At 63.7% G+C, this 18,685-nt stretch carries 12 protein-coding genes; 6 read left to right on the top strand and 6 right to left on the bottom strand.

Translation table 11 applies throughout. From position 1 onward, the window contains the following. Window positions 1-50 precede the first annotated feature (50 nt). Complete coding sequence (locus AC3Z8Y_RS12605) at window positions 51-476, bottom strand: DUF1810 domain-containing protein (protein WP_490086059.1); 426 nt, start codon at window positions 474-476, stop codon at window positions 51-53. Between the two features lie 122 nt (window positions 477-598). Here AC3Z8Y_RS12605 and AC3Z8Y_RS12600 point away from each other — a divergent pair, with 122 nt between their 5' ends. Beyond that, window positions 599-1,519, top strand: coding sequence for a DUF72 domain-containing protein (locus AC3Z8Y_RS12600; protein ID WP_490086058.1), 921 nt, complete (start codon window positions 599-601; stop codon window positions 1,517-1,519). Window positions 1,520-1,554: 35 nt separating this feature from the next. After that, entirely contained in the window at window positions 1,555-2,103 is a 549-nt protein-coding gene (locus tag AC3Z8Y_RS12595) for a nucleoside 2-deoxyribosyltransferase (RefSeq protein ID WP_490086057.1), read from the top strand. On the opposite strand, the gene AC3Z8Y_RS12590 is transcribed toward AC3Z8Y_RS12595, so the two are convergent. Then, entirely contained in the window at window positions 2,052-2,954 is a 903-nt protein-coding gene (locus AC3Z8Y_RS12590) for an SDR family oxidoreductase (RefSeq protein WP_490086056.1), read from the bottom strand. The two genes, AC3Z8Y_RS12595 and AC3Z8Y_RS12590, sit on opposite strands and share 52 nt — an antisense overlap. Window positions 2,955-3,274: 320 nt before the next feature. Between AC3Z8Y_RS12590 and AC3Z8Y_RS12585 the strand changes: the two genes are divergently transcribed. Both AC3Z8Y_RS12585 and AC3Z8Y_RS12580 read left to right on the top strand, forming a co-directional pair. After that, the gene (locus AC3Z8Y_RS12585) at window positions 3,275-3,568 is read left to right on the top strand and encodes a DUF1652 domain-containing protein (RefSeq protein WP_490086055.1); all 294 of its coding nucleotides are present in this window, start codon (window positions 3,275-3,277) and stop codon (window positions 3,566-3,568) included. 120 nt (window positions 3,569-3,688) lie between these two features. Then, window positions 3,689-8,785 carry a dermonecrotic toxin domain-containing protein gene (locus AC3Z8Y_RS12580; protein ID WP_490086054.1) on the top strand — a complete coding sequence of 1,699 codons (5,097 nt, stop codon included), beginning with the start codon at window positions 3,689-3,691 and terminating at the stop codon, window positions 8,783-8,785. Window positions 8,786-8,831: 46 nt separating this feature from the next. Here AC3Z8Y_RS12580 and AC3Z8Y_RS12575 read toward each other — a convergent pair whose 3' ends face one another. Together AC3Z8Y_RS12575 and AC3Z8Y_RS12570 are read right to left on the bottom strand one after the other, a co-directional pair. Next, complete coding sequence (locus AC3Z8Y_RS12575; RefSeq protein WP_490086053.1) at window positions 8,832-9,146, bottom strand: SCP2 sterol-binding domain-containing protein; 315 nt, start codon at window positions 9,144-9,146, stop codon at window positions 8,832-8,834. A 34-nt stretch (window positions 9,147-9,180) separates the two neighbouring features. Then, the gene (locus tag AC3Z8Y_RS12570; RefSeq protein ID WP_490086052.1) at window positions 9,181-9,879 is read right to left on the bottom strand and encodes a histidine phosphatase family protein; all 699 of its coding nucleotides are present in this window, start codon (window positions 9,877-9,879) and stop codon (window positions 9,181-9,183) included. Between the two features lie 228 nt (window positions 9,880-10,107). Here AC3Z8Y_RS12570 and sohB point away from each other — a divergent pair, with 228 nt between their 5' ends. Together sohB and AC3Z8Y_RS12560 are read left to right on the top strand one after the other, a co-directional pair. Then, on the top strand, window positions 10,108-11,148 hold the full coding sequence (gene sohB, locus AC3Z8Y_RS12565; RefSeq protein WP_490086051.1) for a protease SohB: 1,041 nt from the start codon (window positions 10,108-10,110) through the stop codon (window positions 11,146-11,148). Between the two features lie 65 nt (window positions 11,149-11,213). After that, complete coding sequence (locus AC3Z8Y_RS12560) at window positions 11,214-16,292, top strand: dermonecrotic toxin domain-containing protein (protein WP_490086050.1); 5,079 nt, start codon at window positions 11,214-11,216, stop codon at window positions 16,290-16,292. 48 nt (window positions 16,293-16,340) lie between these two features. Here AC3Z8Y_RS12560 and AC3Z8Y_RS12555 read toward each other — a convergent pair whose 3' ends face one another. Both AC3Z8Y_RS12555 and AC3Z8Y_RS12550 read right to left on the bottom strand, forming a co-directional pair. Next, the gene (locus AC3Z8Y_RS12555) at window positions 16,341-16,841 is read right to left on the bottom strand and encodes a DUF934 domain-containing protein (RefSeq protein WP_490086049.1); all 501 of its coding nucleotides are present in this window, start codon (window positions 16,839-16,841) and stop codon (window positions 16,341-16,343) included. Next, window positions 16,825-18,483 (bottom strand): nitrite/sulfite reductase, encoded by a 1,659-nt coding sequence (locus tag AC3Z8Y_RS12550; RefSeq protein ID WP_490086048.1) that lies wholly within the window; start codon window positions 18,481-18,483, stop codon window positions 16,825-16,827. Before AC3Z8Y_RS12550 ends, AC3Z8Y_RS12555 begins: the two co-directional genes overlap by 17 nt. Window positions 18,484-18,685 lie beyond the last annotated feature (202 nt).

The raw sequence follows: 18,685 nt of genomic DNA, 5'->3' as shown, positions 1-18,685 counted from the left end.
CAACGGCTCCGTCGAGGGTGACGATAGGAAGCGTGGCGCGCGATGCGCGTTCAGGAAACCAGCAATTCCAGCGTTTTAGGGTCTTCTTCGCCGCTGAAATATTGCTCAAGCACGGCGGCGAACAACGGGTCGCCAGGGGAAGCACGTGAGAAAAGGGTAAGGCTCGAATGCAGCTTGAGCGCGTCAAGTTCACCAAAAATGGCTTCTGCACGCTTGCCGGTATGGTCCAGCAGCGCGTTACAGCACTCCCGTAAACGGGCGCCGAGCACAGGGTCGGCCAGGTAGGCCACGGCTTCGGCCGAGCCGCTGATGCCGTAAAATTGCGCCGTTTCGCTGCGGCCCAGGCCGCACAGTTGCGGGAAAATGAACCACATCCAGTGGCTGCTCTTGCGGCCGGCACGTAGCTCTTTCAACGCCTGGGCGTACACCGGCGCCTGGGCGTCGTGGAATCGTTTGAGGTCAAAGGGCGCTTCCATCACGGCCTCGCTTGGCATGGGTTCCTTTTACTGGCCGTTCACAGCGCAGGGAGTTCCCCAGGTTGAACCGCCTGCCGGCGCCATCGGTCCGATTGAGCATCCCATCGCAGGAGCAAACCTCCGTGGCTGACATCCGTATCGGCATCTCCGGCTGGCGCTACGCGCCCTGGCGCGGAGACTTCTATCCCAAGGGCCTTACCCAGGCCAACGAGCTGGCCTTCGCTTCCCGCGCGGTGCGAGGGATCGAGATCAACGGCTCGTTCTATGCGCTGCAAGCCCCGGATCGCTATGCCGAATGGTATGCCGCTACGCCTGAAGGCTTCATGTTCAGCGTTAAAGGGCCGCGGTACATCACCCATACACGCCGGTTGAAAGAAATTGAAACCCCGCTGGCCAATTTTTATGCCTCCGGGATGTTTCAGCTCAAGGAAAAGCTTGGGCCTTTTCTATGGCAGTTCCCGCCCAACTTCCGTTTCGATCCAGAACGGTTCGAGGCATTCTTGCAGCTGCTGCCCCGCACTGGCGCCCAGGCCAGGGCCTTGGCGGAGAAGGCCGAGGGGCGCTTGCACAAGCCTGGCTACCTAGACATCCCCAAACGCCGTGCGCTGCGTCATGCGGTGGAAATTCGCCACGAAAGCTTCGCCACGGCAGAATTCGTGGCGCTGCTAAGGCGGCACAATGTGGCCCTGGTGGTCGCCGACACGGCCGGCAAGTGGCCGTACGCGGAAGACCTTACCGCAGACTTTGTGTACATCCGCTTGCACGGAGACGCCAAGCTGTATGAAAGCGGCTACTCGGATGGCGCACTGGACCGTTGGCAGGCGCGGATCGAGACGTGGAGCCAGGGGCGGCAAGTGAAGGCGGCGAAAACCCTCAGCACGGCCCGGCCTCGGCCACGGAAAAGCCGTGATGTGTTCTGTTTTTTCGATAACGACGTGAAGGTACACGCGCCCTATGATGCGCGGGCCTTGCTGAGGCGACTGGGGCTGGAAGACGGCCTGACCACCGTACCCGGCGAGCCGCCAGCGGACGGGCTATTTTAACCCGGCGCTTGAACCTTTTCCTCGGGAGGGAAATCATGCACACGGTGTACCTGGCCGGCTTCGACGTCTTTGAGCCCGATGCGCTCGAGCGCGGTAATCATCTCAAGGCCCTGTGCGCCGAGGCGGGCCTCGAAGGCGTGTACCCGCTTGATAACCAGTTGCCCCCTACCCTTGCCGGGCCAGCGGCAGCGCAGTGGATATACGAGCAGAACGTTGCGCTGATCCACCGAAGCGATGCCGTGTTGGCGAACCTGAACCCGTTTCGTGGGCAGGAGCCGGATTCCGGCACCGTGTTCGAGGTGGGCATGGCCACGGCCTTGGGTAAACCTGTGTGGGCGTGGTTCAAGGCGCAAGGTAGCCTGCGTGATCAGATCCCCTGCGACACGCTGGGCCGGGATGCTCAGGGCTTCACCGTTGAAGACTTCGGGCTGCCTCGCAACCTGATGCTGGCGTGCGCCTGGGCCGGGCACAGCGCCAGCGCCGAGGTGGGCGTTCGGGCGCTGGCGGCTTATCTCAAAGAACGGGACGGCGATCAGGGGAGGGGGTTGCCGCCCGTTACGCCGAAGACTTCGCCCGTGATGTAGCTCGATTCCTGCGACGCCAGGAATACGTACAGCGGCGCGCATTCGGCCGGTTGGCCTGGGCGCTTCATCGGGGTTTGCGAGCCGAATTGCGGGATCTTTTCCTGAGGCTGGCCGCCGCTTGGCTGCAACACGGTCCAGATCGGGCCAGGCGCCACAGCGTTCACCCGGATGCCGTCGCCGATCACCTGTTTGGCCAGGGCCTTGGTGAAGCCTACGATTCCTGCCTTGGTGGTGGCGTAGTCCAGCAAGGTCGCGGAGGGCTGATAGGACTGGATCGAGGCCGTGTTGATGATGGTCGCCCCGGCCGGCAATAGGGGTACTGCGGCCTTGCAGAGCCAGAACAGCGCATACAGGTTGGTTTTAAGGGTGGCGTCGAATTGGTCCGTGTCCACGTCGTCGATGTGCTTGCGGGCCGTCTGTTTGCCGGCCACGTTCACCAGGATGTCCAGCCCGCCCAAGGCCTTGTGGGCATCAGCGGCCAGCCGTTTGCAGAAGGCTTCATCCTTGAGGTCGCCGGGGATAGTGACCACCTTACCGCCTTCGCTCTCGATCAGCTGCACCACTTCACGAGCGTCGGGTTCCTCTTCAGGCAGGTAGTTGATCACAATGCTTGCGCCTTCACGTGCGTAGGCAATAGCAGTGGCCCGGCCGATACCGGAATCTCCCCCGGTAATGAGCGCCTTGCGGCCCTCAAGCCGGCCTGATCCTTTGTAAGTGGCTTCGCCGTGGTCGGGCTTGGGGCTCATGTGGGCATCCAGGCCAGGCGCGGGCTGCGGCTGCTGCTCGAATTCCGGGCCGGGGTACTGAGTCAAGGGATTTTGCATCTGGTATTGGTTGGTTGGCTTGGTCATGCCGGCCTTCTCCTGACGTTGGGTATACCTTTCGGAGCCCTCGCTCCTGTATGTGTTTCATCTGCTTGAGGAATTTTTAGACCAGTGGGCCCTCGTCGAACAGGTGCGGAACAGACGTGCTGAAAGGCTTTTTCGAGAGAACCTTGCGGTCATCGGAAAAGCCCCCCGCGTGTGATGCTGGCAGGCACGCGCTGCAGCTGTCGGCGGGGTTTGCCCCGCGATGGCGCCGGGTCTATAACTTGAAGGCAAGCCCGGGAATTGATGCGCCGTTTCGCTTCATCGCCTTCGCGGTCCCGGCCACTGCCCCGAGGAGTTACGTCATGAAAACCATAGGCCTCAGCCCGCTGGAAATCCGAGGCATCGTTGAGGGGGCGTTTCTGCCCCTGGCCTGCACCTGTGAGCAAGCCGCCGACGAATGCTTTACCGTTCGTATCGAGGAGCTGCATACCGGAAAGGTGTGTCTGCTGGCTGAAGGCGTATCGCCGGACCGTTTCGCCAGCAGTCGCGACATCAGCAACCTGATCGCCGAGCTGCGTACCCAGCTCGAAACTCCTGCGTTCGGCCGTGGTGCAATGTTCGGTGGGCATAGTGCGCACCGAGCCCGCGCTTTTTAAGCCCAGCCTTCCCGAGCGGCGCAGCCCGCGCCGCTCCTTCGCCACACGCCTTCAATAAGTACCTCGCCTGGCCGGTTCCGGTCCTTAGCCTTGGCGCTCCCTTTGCCAAGGAGCCGCCCCATGCCAGTACCTCAGACACCGCATGCCTTGTATCAAGCTGTGATTGCCCACCGCCTCCCCGACTGGCTCGCCAAGGCAAGCGCCTATGACCTGCAACGCTTGCATACCCTCTGCGCCCAGGCGCAAACGTCACGAACCGCGCTGGAGGAAGCGGCGCGCAGCTTGCCGCAGTACGAGGCATACGCGCGCAATGCCTTGATCCGCCTGTTGACCGATGCGGATGAGCCACAAGCCGATCCCGCCACCACGGTACTCTACTGGGTAAGCCCCAATCCTGAGCAACCACCGCTCACCTGCACCTTGCTGCAAGCGGCCCTGCGTAATTTCGCCGAAGACGACACCCTACCCGGCGCATTCGGCCCCGCCTCCGGGCTATACCGTGACAGCGCTGGCGCAGCTCTGCCCGACCCGGCCAAGCGCCTTGCGCTGGAGCCCTGGGCGTTCGCCCGGGCGTGTCGGGAGGCCGACCTGGGCGCGGGCTTTGCGGCGCTTCTAGCCGCTCAGCTGCCCGCGCAACTCCCGGTAACACCCGACCCGGCAGGTACGTCCTTGCCTCGCCGATTTGCCGAAGCCGACCGTGATGGGCTGAGGGCGGAAGCCTGTATCGCCCGGCTAAAGGGCAACCTGAGCGCGGTTGGCGAAGCGATGCTGGCCAACTGGGGCGTGGCCGGCGAAGAGGTCAGCCCCGTGCCCGCTCGAGCCTGGCGGCTGCAGCTGGCAGGTTTCGAACTGGATCGGGTGCTGGTCATTGGCACAGGGCGAGACCGCCCCAGTAGCCGCGCCTGTGTGCTGTACATCCCCAACGACCCACACGACCCCCTCATGGAATTCGTCAGTGTCGATGCCATGGCGGCGCACCTGCACGAGCGCCTCGGCCACCCAGCCTACCTGCGATTCATGGCAGGTTTTGTCGGCCTTGAACATGAACAGGCATTCATTCGGGCAGTGGAAGGGCCACCGCTGGATGACTTCAGCAATCTCTACGCTACCGTAGCGAACCCCCTGCAAGCCCTTGAGCTGGCTGTGCGCGTGATTGAACATCAGCAGCCTTTCCCCACGCCGGCGGTAAAGCTCACCTATCTACCTATGGAGAATTTGTTTTCCGAGCGCTACGCCAGCTGGGCCAGGCAAACCCTGGCCAACGCCGCTGTACTGGCGGTACCTACGGCCAGGATCGACCGTGCCGCCGCGCAGGCCAGGCACCAGCGATGGATAGCGCTGGGTGAGCAACTCGGCCTTCTCGTGCTGTCATTCATCCCCGGCATTGGCCAGGCGATCGGGGTGTATTCGATGGTGCAACTGCTGCACACCGTGTTCGATGCCTCCCGGGCGCTCGGGCGCGGCGACGAGCGTCTCGCCCGGGCGTTGTTGCTGGGAGCCGCCGAAAACGCCGGCACGCTTACAGTAGGGCCTGACAGGCCCGGCGCCAACGAGACCGAGGCGTTCGCCGGGCGGCTGCAGCTGATTACCCGGCAGGATGGCCAGATCCGCTTCTGGGTACCTGACATGCACCTGCTGGGCAGCGAGGCGGCACCCGAGGGGGCGGGGCCGTTATCGAGCGAAGGCGTCGTCCGGGTTGGCCATCAGGCCTGGGTGCGAATGGGAGGGCGGTACGTGCCGGTAGCGGCGGATGCTACCCGGTGGCAGGCAGCGGTGCTCGCCCCGGAAGGGTATCGAGGCGTGGTTCCTCGCCTGCTCAGCAATGGCCACGGCGGCTGGCGGGGTGAATACGAACAACCGGGTGCCTGGAATGCGGACACCCTGGTACGGCGTGGCGGAGCGGAGGCGCAGGGATTGGATGAAAGTGACGTCTCGCTCGCCCTGCGTCTGGCGGACGTTCAAGTGGCCGACCTCCAACGTACGGCATTGCGTGACGAACCCATGCCCGGCCTGTTGCGGTTCCTCCTTCAGCGCCGCGCTGGGATGCGCGGGGTAGACCAAGCCATCGCGGGCTTGCGTGGGCAGTACAGCTTACCCGCGGCTCACCCGGCTATAGTGCGTACGCTTTCCCGCCTCCCGGGATGGCCGGAGGATATGGGCGTGGAGCTGGCATGGCCAGACGGCCAGACGACTGCGCTGCATCCCGCCGCGCTGCGCTCGGTGCAGCTGGACGTTACCTCGTTTACGCAGGGCAATTGGCTGTCCGAGCTGGTTCGAGCGCTGTCTACCGCTGACCTCGCTCCTATCATTGGCGATTGGAGCACATTGGAAGCGGCACGCCAGGGGCTTGCCGAGCGCTGGGTGGCGGTATTGGAGGCACAGCGGGCGGACATCGTCGATAGCTGGGGAAGAACGGCGCCCATGCCAATGGCAGCAGCACCTGTTGCCCGGCAATTCCCAAGATTACCCCCGCAAGTGCTGGATGAACTGCTTCGCACCTGCGGGGGACGGCAGCTCGCGCAGTTGGACCAAGGCAGGGTGCCACTGGCCGTGGCAGAGCTGGCTGCCGGGGCCCAGCGCGACCTGCGCCTGAGCCTGGCGTGCGAGGCGCTGGCGTATGGCAGGCCCGGCGCGGACCACGAAGCGCTGCTGACAGGGCTGCTTCCGCGGCTTGAGAGCTGGCCCCAGGGCGTTGCCATCGAACTGTATTCCCAGGGCCCCGGCGGGTTGCTGTTGCACCGGGCGGGGCCTGTAACCGGCGCTGCCTTACGAATTGAACGCGCGGCCAACGGCGCCTATATCGAAGCTGGGCAGCCTTCGAGTAGCGCTGATAGCGTGGAGGCGGTTGTGAGCAAGGCCTTGATGCGCTCAAACCCGGGGCTGGCGGCCGCACAATGGAATGCCGCCGCGCTGCGCGGTCGCATGGTGGACCTTGCCTTGGCACACCGCCCTGTGGTCCGCGCCTTGCTCGGTATGGCGCCTGATACGCGGCCGGTGTTCCGAGCACCTTCGCGGCTGGCAGATGGTCGGTTGGGTTATCCGCTGAGCGGGCGCGGCGCCTGGGCCTCGAACCCGGATGTAATTGCCCAACTGCTGCGCCAGCTCTATCCGGATACCGATTTTGGAACCCTTCAAGCCCTGCGTCGGGAGTTGGGCGAAGGCACGGCGGCATTGGAGGAACTCGCCCGCCGTCATACGGAGGTGAATGAGCTGCGTCTCCAGCTCGGCCGTTGGCTCTCGACCAGCGAAGGGCCTGGCCAAGCGTCATCCATCACGCAAACAGCCCGAGAGGTAGCGGCAGGTGCACTGATCCATGGCTGGCAGCACCGACACGTGGCCACACAAGCCCGGTACAGTGATGGCCAGACGCGTTATAGCCTGAGCTTGAGGCATCTCCATGTGGGCACCAGCCTGCCGGCGCTCACCATCACTTTCCCCCACGTGCTGGAGCTGGACCTCACAGACATGAACCTTCAAAGCATAGCGGCGGGGTTTCTGGCGCTGTTTCCAAACGCTCGGATACTGTCGCTGGCGGGCAACCCCCTGCGGCAGTTGCCGCAAGGCCCCGCCTGGCTGAACCAGCTGCGCGAAATCCACCTTCGGGATATGGACAGCCATATTGCCGACGGGATACTCGATTGGCTGGCGCCTTGCGAAGCGACGCTGCAGTCGCTGGACCTTTCGGCCAATCCGGGCATCCCGAGCGCAGCGTTGCTTGAACGTATTCCCAGGTTCACCTGGCTGAGGGAGCTCGAGCTGGACGACAATGCGCTTGAGCTGACACAGCAGCGCCAGGGTGCGTTTACCTCACTGACGAACCTGGTCAGCTTGTCGCTGGACCGCAACCCGCTGGGTTTGCCGCCCAGCGTGCAAGGTTTGTCAAGGTTGCAGTGGCTGTCCGTCACCGACGCGGGCTTGCAGGCCGTGCCGGCTGGCCTTGAACAATTGATGACCGCGCCAGCGCTGCGGCTGAGCTATATCAACCTGGCAGGGAACCGGATCACTCAACTGCCCGACCTCTCCGCTACCGAGTTCTTCCGCCGGGCACGCCGGGGCGATAACCGGGCTACCTTGCTCTACTTCAACCTGGACGCCAATCCGCTGAATGAGGCCGCCGTCGCTCAACTTGATCACGCTGGCCTGGAATTCGAGCCGGTGGCCGATGGCGCCGACCAACCGGATCTGTGGCTGGAGGGCTGCCCCGCGCCGTTGCAGCAACGCATCCTGCAGGCCCGGGAAGAGCCGGGTGCCGAAAGCTTCTATCAGGTATTGAGTGAAGTGGTGCGCACCGCGCCTTACGTTCGCGCTGGCACACCCGCGCAGCGGCAGGAGGTGGCCGGGCGCGCCTGGGCGCTGGCCGAGCGATTCGTGCCTTCGGTGATTCCCGCACAGCCGGGAATTACCGAGCTTCGCGATCGTTTGTATGACATGGCCACTGAGGCACGGGCGACCTGCGGCGACGGCGTGGTGCTGACGCTGGACCAGTTCGAGGGTGAGGTGCGGGTGTGGGAGGCCCTGGCCGGCTCATCCGAGGGCGGCGCAGATACAGCGTTACGAAGCGCGGCAGTGGTCGCCCGGCAACAGTTTCGCCAGGCGCTGCTAGATGCCCAGGCGCAACGCCTGGTACGCGCTCGGGAGGCAAGGCGAGACGGCCGGGAAGCGGCGGACCCGGCAGCGGATCTGGCCGACGACTTGCCTCTGGAGCAATTGGACTTGGGCGTGGATGAAGTGGAACTGCGCCTGGTATTACGCCAAAGGCTGCGCCTCGAGCTCGACTTGCCACCGGTGAGCGAGCGGCTGTATGAAGCGCTGGTGAGTGAAAACACCATGGGCGCGATCATGCGGCAGGTACGCACCCTGGATAGCAGGGACGCCTTCGCCCAATGGCTGACCAACCACCAGCAGACCTGGCGATCAGCGCTTGAACGGCATTACGCGGCGGACTTCGAACACGCCCGGGAACCTTACGACGAGGCTCTCGCGCATGTGCTGGCCCTGGCCGCCGGGGAGGCGGTAACCCAGCCTCTGTCGTCGACGGCCCTTGCTGCATTGGAAGCTGTCGAGCCAACCGTGGAATGGCGGCTTCCCGATGGCAGGCCGGGGCAGCCGGCGCTGAGTGAACAGCAGGCGTATGTGCTCAGTAACGAGCTGAATCAGCACTGCACCCACGCGCTGGATGCATTGCGCTTGCGGCTTACTCTGGCATTGCTCGGCTAAACGTGAAAGGCGCCCGCGACGATAGTCGCGGGCACCCCTGTGGCGATCAGACCGGGAAGAGTTCGCTCAGCTTCATGGCCAGCATCATGTCACCTTCAGCGCGCAGTTTGCCTTGCATGAAGGCCTGCATGCCGTCGGTTTCACCGCTCACGATACCTTCCAGCGTCTCGCTGTCCATCACCAGGGTAACGTTGGCGTCCGGGTTTTCACCTTCCTGGATGTTGCAGGTGCTGTCCTTGACGACCAGGTTGAAGTGCTTGGTGTCGTCGATGCGGAAACCGAACACCAGGTCCAGGCCTGCGGCGGCTGCCGGGTTGAACTTCGATTGCATGGTTTGGATGGCTTTGTTTACGTCGCTCATGGAGAGGTCCTGTTCAGTCAGGTGGGTGTCGGCGCTAGCGCCAGGTAATGAGTTCGGGGGTGTTCGCCAGCTGCAGGTGCGCATGGCCGTTGAAGGACGCCAGGGTGATGTCCGTGCCGTGGAAGCGCAGGTGGCTGATCGAACTGTTGTAGATCTGCCAGTTGAGGCGGAAGGCTTCGCTGGCGGCAAGCCCGGTATAGCGGTGCAGCAGGGCGGTGATCACGCCGCCCGAGGTGAACACTGCAATGTTTTCCCCCGGGCCGGCCCGCTCCAGTGCGGCCTCCAGCGCAGCAGCGGTGCGCGCCAGGAAGCCGGCCCAGTTCTCCGTCGCCGCGGTGCCTTCGGCGCCTTCTAGCCACAATGCCACGATCTGCTCGAACAGCCGCTGAAACGCTGCGGGATGTTCAGCTGCGTTGCGCAGGATATCCAGCGCGTCAGGCTCGCTCGCAAGCAGGCCGGGTAATAGCGCCTTGATTACCCCCTGGGCATCGAATTCGTTGAAACCACCGAGCGTGTGGAGGGCAGGGGGATCCGGAAGCTGGGCGAGCGCATGGCGGGCGGTATCCTGTTGGCGGCGCAGGCTGCCGGCAAAGCAGTGATGCAGGCGCAACCCGGTAGCGGCCAGAAACTTCCCCAATAATTCGGCCTGTTGCTGGCCGATTGGGGAGAGCACGTCGTAGTCACTAGCGCCGAACGAAGCCTGGCCATGCCGTATCAGGTACAGGTTACCCATGTGCTGTGCCCACCGCTGCCGCCGCCGTTGTGCAATGCAATTGTGAGGCAGGGTAGAAGCGAAGGATAAGGCTGTCAACGAAATTCATACGGTCGTTTCAAAAGCTTGTTTCACAGCTTTCGTCCCGCCGGTTCGTTGCGGCTGCGGGCCTTGATGGCGTGCCCGCTATCGTCCCGCCACGCTCGCCGGTATGCTGATGAACGTTTTCAACCCGCTGCAGGAGTCACCGTGGAGTTTCTCTCCGAATACCTGGGCTTTCTTGCCCGTACCGTCACGCTGGTCATCGCCATTCTGGTGGTGCTCGCCGGCATTGCCTCCTTGCGAGGAAAAGGGCGTCGCAAGGGCGGCGGCCAGTTGCAGGTCACCCGGCTGAATGACCTTTACAAAGGTTTGCGTGAGCGCCTCGAGGCCGCGCTGGTTGACAAGGACGGCCTCAAACGCCTGCGCAAGCAACAGGCCAAGAACGAAAAGGCCGAACGCAAAGCCAAGGCCAAAGCCAAGGTCGCGGACACCCGGGGGCGCGTGTTCGTGCTCGATTTCGATGGCGATATAAAGGCGTCGGCCACTGAAAGCCTGCGCCACGAAATCACCGCGCTGCTGACACTTGCCACACCCAAGGACGAAGTGGTGCTGCGCCTGGAAAGCGGTGGGGGGATGGTGCACAGCTACGGGCTGGCCAGTTCCCAGCTTGCAAGGATCCGCCAGGCTGGCGTGCCGCTCACCGTCTGTGTGGACAAGGTCGCGGCAAGTGGCGGCTACATGATGGCCTGCATCGGCGAGAAAATCGTCAGTGCCCCCTTCGCCGTGCTGGGGTCGATCGGTGTGGTCGCCCAGTTGCCCAACCTTCATCGCCTGCTACGCAAGCACGACATCGACGTGGAGATGCACACCGCCGGTGAGTACAAGCGCACCTTGACCGTATTCGGCGAGAATACAGAGAAGGGGCGGGAGAAGTTCCAGCAGGACCTGGACATCACCCACCGGCTGTTCAAGAACTTCGTAGTGCATTACCGCCCGCAACTGTCCATCGACGAGGTTGCCACGGGTGAAGTGTGGCTAGGCGTTGCAGCGCTGGAGCGCAAGCTGGTTGACGAGATCAAGACCAGCGACGAATACCTGGCCGAAAAGGCGCGCACCGCCGAGCTGTTCCATCTGCACTACGCCGAGCGCAAAAGCCTGACAGAGCGGGTGGGGCTGGCAGCCAGCGGGTCGGTCGAGCAGGCAGTTGTACGTTTGTGGAGCAAGCTGGGCGGGGCGCGGTTCTGGTAAGCCATATGTACCCCATGCCGTGATGGGCGCTTCCTAATATCGGGCCTCCCAGAAAGGAGGCTCCGATGACTGACCCCGCCCGTACTGCTTCTGCACCCGCACCGCTTGCGCATGAGGCCTTCGTGGCCGCTCGGCTACCGCCGTGGCTGCACCACGCCACCACCGACGAGCGCCAGGGCCTTCACGCCCTCGCGCACGCAGCCGAAACCGCCCGCCAACAACTCAAGCAAGCCAGTGCGGCCTTGCCGATACTTCACCCCTTTGCGCTTGAACGCCTTCGTGCTGAACTCGCCTCAGTGCCAGGCGTACCCATCGATCCCACCCGGGCCGTGCTGTACTGGGTAGACCCCGCTGGCAGCCGGCCGCCTGTACACCGCACCTTGCTTGAAGCGGCGTTGCTCAATTTCCACGTCCAGGATACGGACGCCGGGGCCTATGGCCAGGGCTCCGGATTGTTCGCCGGGCTCACTGCCGACGGGCAGCCCGACACCGCGCACCCACTCCCGCTCACCCCGGCTGCGTTTGCCAGGCGCTGCCGGGCGCTGGATCTGGGCGGGCGGTTTCAACAGGCGCTAGCCGATCACATTCCTGTCTCGCTGCCCGAGCGTGACGAAGACGCAGGCCTGCCACCGCCCTTGCCGTGGCGGGTGGTGGACAGCCAGCGCACAGCGTTTGAAGCCGACGCCTGCGTCGCTTCTCTGAAAAAAGAGCTAGGCAGCGTAGGGCATTCACTGCTTGCCCATTGGGGGCTTGCGCCAGCTGCGGCGGCAATCCCGGCGCGCGCTCATCGCCTGGGGCTGTTCGACTTCTCGCTGTCAGGTGTATGGGTATTTACCGCGCAGGCAGAGTCCGCCACAGCGCAGCCTGTGGTGGCTTACATTCCGGGTGACCCCGATGGCCCGGTCCGCCAGTACCCTCATGCACAGGCTTTTGTCACGGCGCTGGGAGCACGGCTGAGGAACAAGGACTACCTGAAGTTTTTCGCGGGGTTCGTCCCGCTCCCGCGCCGGCTTGAGTTTATCGCCGCAGTTGAAGCAGCCTTGGCGCCGGCCGGTTGGCTACCCCCGCATCTCTCCTGGACGCCGGTGCCACTGGCAGGGGACCCCTTCAAGGAAGGTTATCGGATCTGGGCACAGCAAACCCTGGCAGAGGCGGCAGCGATGGCTGTACCGACCGGCGAGTTGGACCATCGTGACACTATGGAACGCTATGCCCATTGGGTAGCGATCGGCGAGCAACTGGGCATAAGCCTGACGCTGATGGTTGGCTCGGCGCTGCCAGGGATCAACCTGGTAGTGGACGGCATCGTCTTGGCGCAAAGTGTCTACAGCGTGTACGAAGGGGTGAAGGCCTGGCAGGCAGGCGATTCCCATGCCGCCATAGACCACCTGTTTGGCGCGGTTGAAAACGCCACGTTCCTGGGGTTGGGCAAGCGGCCCACGCCGACCCCGGAGGCCACCACGTTCGACCGTGATCTTGTGCCGGTCACGGGAGCTGACAGTCAGGTTCGCTTGTGGCGCCCGGACATGGACGACTTCCGCGCGCAGGACCTTCCCCCACCCAGTGTTCAACCCGATGCGGCAGGTATTTATCGGCATGAGGGCCGGGCGTGGGTACGGATGGATGGCCGCCTGCACGAAGTTTACGCAACCTCCGGCGAAGCCCATGCGCCGCTTCGCGCGGCCGAAAGCCGAGGCTACGCGCCAGCGCTCGTGGGCGATGGGGCCGGGGCGTGGCGGGCGCCGCACGAGAACCCGGCGCAATGGGAAGGCGCGGACCTTATCTGCCGTTTCAACCCCGGCTACGAGGACCTCCCACCCAGAACGCTCATTGAGGCACAGCGCCTGGCGGGCATCAGCGATGGGCAGTTGCGACGGGCACACTTGAACGGCAGCGGAGCCCCAGCGGCACTCGCGCGCTTGCTCCGCCAGCGCTTGGCCGAGCAAACGCTGGATTCAACAGTGGCAGCGCTACGCACTACCCGGCGCATGGCTCACGTACCAGCGCCATTGGTTGCAGCATTGCGGTCACTGCCCGGCTGGCCAGCCGAGCGGGGGCTGGAGTACCAATCGGGCGAGGCCACCTACCTGTTTGGGCCTGCTGACAGTATGCAGCCGGTTCGCTTGACGGCGCAGGCCCTGGAAAGTGGTGCCTGGGCGTCCGACTTGATGGGCCAGTTGGGGACTGACAGCGTCGAGGCGATCCTCGGCATAGAAACCTCGCTGGTGCCGCCCGATCCAGTGCACGAGGCGTTTGGGCAGCACTGGGCCGCTGTGCTCAATGCCGAGCGGGGCGCATTGGTGGATCGCTTGACTACCGACCCGGCGCCGACGGATGCCGAACGCCGAACATTACTCGGCCAGTTTCCTGGGCTCACCGCCGAAGCGGTAGAGTCGCTGCTCCGCGGCCGCACGGGGCAAGAGCGCCAGGCACTGGCTGCGGGCCGCGTACCGGCTGCCATGGGCGAGTTGGCGGCAGAGTCCCTCCGGCAATGGCGCGTGACCCGGGCGTGTGACGCGCTCGCCAGTGGCCAGTTCAGCGTGGACCGGGAGCGCCTGGTGATGGGCCTTTGGCCTCGCCTGGGCGAATGGGCGCAACCCATGCGGCTGGAGCTGCGCGAAGGTGGATTTCACGGCGGGCTGGTGCAACAGGCTGGCGAGGGGGAAACCACCCGTTGGGTCATTGCCCGTAACGGCCAACGCTATCAAGCGTTCGATGATCAGGGGCTCGAACTGAGCCCACAGACATCACTTGAAGAGGCACTGTGCGCCACGGTCCCAGATAATTTGCGCCCGGCGTTTACAGAGGCGGTGACCGATGCCAATGGGCTTCGCCGGGCGCTGGCAGAAAAGGCGCTGGCGGATCGGGCCGCCGTGCGTTCACTCTTGGGCCTGCGCGCCGACAATCGTCGGTTTTTCCGCGCGCCCACCCGGCAGGCGAACGGCGCCGTAGGGTATGAACTCAGCGGCCGTGGGCGGTTGCTGGAAACCCCACGGGGTGGGCTGCATCCCTTCGTGATTGCATTACGCGCCCTCTATCCCGAGGTGAGCCAGGCAGAGATGACGGAATTGCGTGCCAGCCTCGGTCACGGTGAGGCTGCGACCGTAGCACTTGAAAGCCTCAATGCTGATCTCGCCCGGTTGCGCCTGGACCTACAGACGTGGGTAGCTCGTGCCAGGGACGTGGTTGGGGAAAACGCCGGCCAGGAACGGGAAAACCGCCAGGCCGTGGCTGGGGAGATCATCAGTGTATGGCAGCGGCGCGAATCGACATACGCGATAGGTGGGTTGGGCTACGGCCTTGACCTGCGCGGGCTCCGGGTAAGCGAGCTACCTGCATTGAATGTGCGACTGCCCCATGTTCAGCGGCTGGTGCTAGTGGACATGCGGATCAGTCAGGTCAACGACGGGTTCCTGGCCGGCTTCCCGAACATCTCCCTGTTGGACTTGAGCTTTAACCCCTTGTCCGAGCTTCCCTCCGGTTTGAACCAGCTGAGCCGACTGGCCCGCCTGAGGCTCGACTATACCGGGCGCCGCAGCCTAGCAACGGTCGTCGACGCCGTCATGCCGTTGTCCACGACGCTTAACTATCTGGGCGTGGCCGGTAGTGGTTTCAATCTCACCCGAGCGGATTTGGAGCTGCTGCGCCGGTTCCCGCGGCTGACGTCGCTGGGGCTTGAGGACAACAGCATTACACTGGGCGACGAAACCGTTGATGGCTTCAACCAATTGACCCAGCTGGAAGAGCTAAGCCTGGCCAGCAACCCCCTGCAGCGAGCCCCGGTGATTGGCAACCTTCACAATCTGAGCTGGCTGGAGCTGAGCAATACGCGCATCAACGAACTGCCACCTGGCCTGATCGACCTGATGAACCTGGATCCGGTCCACCTCATTGAAATCGACCTGTCGGGCAATGCAATCGCGCAGCTGCCGGAGCTGGCGGATACGCATTTCGTGCAGCTGGCTCGAGACACTCCCGAAGACGTCGAGTCCCCGTACTACGGTATGTCTCTTAATTTTGACGGCAACCCGCTCTCGGAGGAAAGCCGTGCTGTATTGCGCCGGGCCAGCATTCAGTACTTCGAAGAAGCGGATGTGGACGACATGGTGGCGGAACATGATCCCGAGCAATGGCTGACCGACTGCCCGGTGGAGCTGGCCGCGCTTATCAGATCCGAGCGGGCAGAGCCTCAAGCCGCGGAGTTTTACCAGCTACTGAGCCACGTGGTAAATACCGCCAATTATTTCAGCGAACCGGCCGTTACCCGGCGGCGGGCATGGGACCTGGTGCAAACCTGGCTGATTCCCGGGCAAGACGCCAGGCCCGGGTTGGCGGCATTACGGGACAGGCTGTTCTCCATGACTCAGGATACCCAAGGTACTTGCGGTGACGGCGTGGCGCTCACTCTGGATGAAATGGAGTTTGAAGTAGAGGCGTGGCGCAGAATCAGCACTGCCCGAGGCAGCGGCGATGCTCCGCTGCGTGACCTGCTCGCTTATCAGCGCGGCCTGTGGCGCCGTGCATTGGTGGACAACCTTGCGCGGCGCATAACCCGCGCCCGGGTAGCACGCGCCGGGGGGCTCGCCGAGCCGGCGACCGCGCCACCGCTTGATCCACTCGACGATATCCACGACGAGCAGCTCGACGAGGGGCTGGACGAAGTGGAAGTGCGCTTTTATCTGCTGAACAAGCTGGAGGGGGTGCTTGGCCTGCCTCCTGCTCGGGGCATGCGTTATACCACCCGGGTCAGCGGTGCTACAGCGCAACGGGTAGGGGTACAAGTGCTGCAGGAGGACACCGAAGAGGCATTCGCAGCGTGGGTTGCAGAGCGCCCCGGCTTTCGCACTTACCTTGAGAACGGCCGGGCCGCCGCATTCGAGCCGGTGCGTGAACGCTGGCAGGCAGCGGCGGATTATCTGTTCTCGGTATCCGGTGAACACCCGGAGGTACCCGCGATTGTTCCTGCTGCCCTGGACGGGCTACGCATCGCGTTGCCCGAATTGGCCTGGGAACCCGGCCAACCGTTGCCAACCTTGAGTGAGCAGCAACTGCGGCAGGCCTACGATTGGGTCAGCCAACAGCGCGAGCGGGAGCTGGATGCGCTCGCGCTGCGCTTGACCCGGCAACTGATGAACCTGGGCTAGCCCGCGCCACTTGGCACCCAGGCTAAACAGGGCCCCGCCAGTGTGTTTCTAGCCGTGACGGCGACGGAACAGCGGGCGGGGCTCGTCGCTGGCAGCCTGGTAGGTCACAGAGAAGTCCTTCAGGCTTTCCAGCGCCTCGTACGGGTCTTTGTCCGGGCGAACGGCGAAGGCATCGAAGCCACAGCGGTGCATGTAGAACAGCTGATCACGCAGTACGTCGCCAATGGCCCGCAGTTCCCCCTTGAACCCGTAGCGGTCGCGCAACAGGCGGGCGTTGGAATAGCTGCGGCCATCGGTGAACGCCGGGAAATTCAAGGCGATCACCTGGAACTGGCCCACGTCTTCGCCGATTTCTTCCGCTTCCTCGTCCGCGTCCAGCCACACACCCAGGCCACCATCACGTGCCTTGAGCGCATGAGCATGCTCGCGCCACAGGTTCAACGGCACAATGTAGTCGTCGCAGTTGCTCAGCTCGTCCAGGGTCACGTCCTTGGGCAGCAGGTGCCAGGTTTCGTCGACGACCTGGTTGTTCTTAATGATTCGCTGCATAGACGCGCTCCTTGAAGGGTTCGATGCCGATACGCTGGTAGGTATCGATGAAGCGCTCGTCTTCGGTGCGCTTTTCCACGTAGACATCGATCAGTTTGTCGATCACGTCGGCCATGTCGTCCTGGGCGAAGGAGGGGCCCAGGATCTTGCCGATGCTTGCGTCGCGGCTGGCACTGCCACCCAGGGACACCTGATAGAACTCTTCGCCTTTCTTGTCCACGCCCAGAATGCCGATATGGCCTACGTGGTGGTGGCCGCAGGCGTTCATGCAGCCGGAGATGTTAAGGTCGATCTCGCCGATATCGAACAGGTAATCCAGGTCGTCGAAGCGGCGCTGGATGGACTCGGCGATCGGGATGGACTTGGCGTTGGCGAGCGAACAGAAGTCCCCACCGGGGCAGCAGATGATGTCCGTCAGCAGGCCGATGTTCGGCGTGGCGAAGCCGGATTCACGCGCTTCAAGCCACAATGCATGCAGCTGGGACTGCTCCACGTCGGCCAGGATCACGTTTTGCTCATGGGACGTACGCAACTGGCCAAAGCTGTAGCGGTCGGCCATGTCGGCAATGGCATCGAGCTGCTTGTCGGTGAGGTCGCCAGGGGCCACGCCGGTCGGCTTGAGCGACAGCGTGACCGCTACATAACCGGGGCGCTTGTGGGCGAACACGTTACGCTGGCGCCAGCGGGCGAAGCCCGGGTGCTCGGCCTCGAGCTGGGACAGCACTTGCGGGATGTCTTCCAGGGTTTTGTAGGCCGGGTCCACGAAGTGGCCGGCGACACGGGCAACTTCCGCCTCGGTCAGCGTGGTTTCGCCACCGCGCAGGTGCGCCATTTCGGCGTCTACTTTCTGCGCGAACACTTGCGGGGTAAGCGCCTTGACCAGGATCTTGATCCGGGCCTTGTACTTGTTGTCCCGGCGGCCGTAGCGGTTGTACACCCGCAGGATGGCGTCCAGGTAGCTGATCAGGTCCTGCCAGGGCAGGAACTCATTGATGAACGCGCCCACGATCGGCGTGCGGCCCAGGCCGCCGCCCACCAGTACACGGAAGCCCAGCTCGCCGGCAGCGTTGCGCACGGGCTCCAGGCCGATGTCATGCACTTCGATCGCCGCGCGGTCGCTGTTGGCGCCGTTGACGGCAATCTTGAACTTGCGTGGCAGGTACGCAAACTCGGGGTGGAAAGTGGTCCACTGGCGCACGATCTCGCACCAGGGGCGTGGGTCCACCACCTCATCGGCAGCCACACCGGCGAACTGGTCGGTGGTCACGTTGCGCAGGCAGTTGCCGCTGGTCTGGATAGCGTGCATCTGCACAGTGGCCAGCTCGGCGAGAATCTCGGGCACGTCTTCGAGCGCCGGCCAGTTGAACTGCACGTTCTGGCGAGTACTGATGTGGGCGTAGCCCTTGTCGTAGTCGCGAGCGATCCTGGCCAGCATGCGCGCCTGGCGCGAGGTGAGCTGGCCGTAGGGCACCGCCACACGCAGCATGGGGGCAAAGCGCTGGATATACAGGCCATTCTGCAGGCGCAGCGGGCGGAATTCTTCTTCGCTGAGTTCGCCGGCGAGGTAGCGGCGGGTCTGGTCACGGAACTGCTTTACGCGGTCCTCGATGATCCGTTGGTCGTACTCGTCGTAAACGTACATAGGTGTCCTGTCTTCAGGCTGGTCTGCGCTCACGGTTGCGCACTCTTTTCAGAGCCGACGGAAGATACCCGTTTTGCCTTATCCACTAAAGCGAAGTTTTTTTATAAGGAAATAGCTAATACCGATATAGAACGCGGGAAGGTTCCGACGGGATGAATTGGCATTCATGGCCATGGTGCGCTTGACTGTGGGTGACGTCCAA

The organism is Pseudomonas sp. 3MAES_34.3B (genome assembly GCF_058145875.1).
The sequence above is the reverse complement of the archived record's forward strand: the minus strand, read 5'-3'. Positions and strand labels throughout refer to the sequence as shown.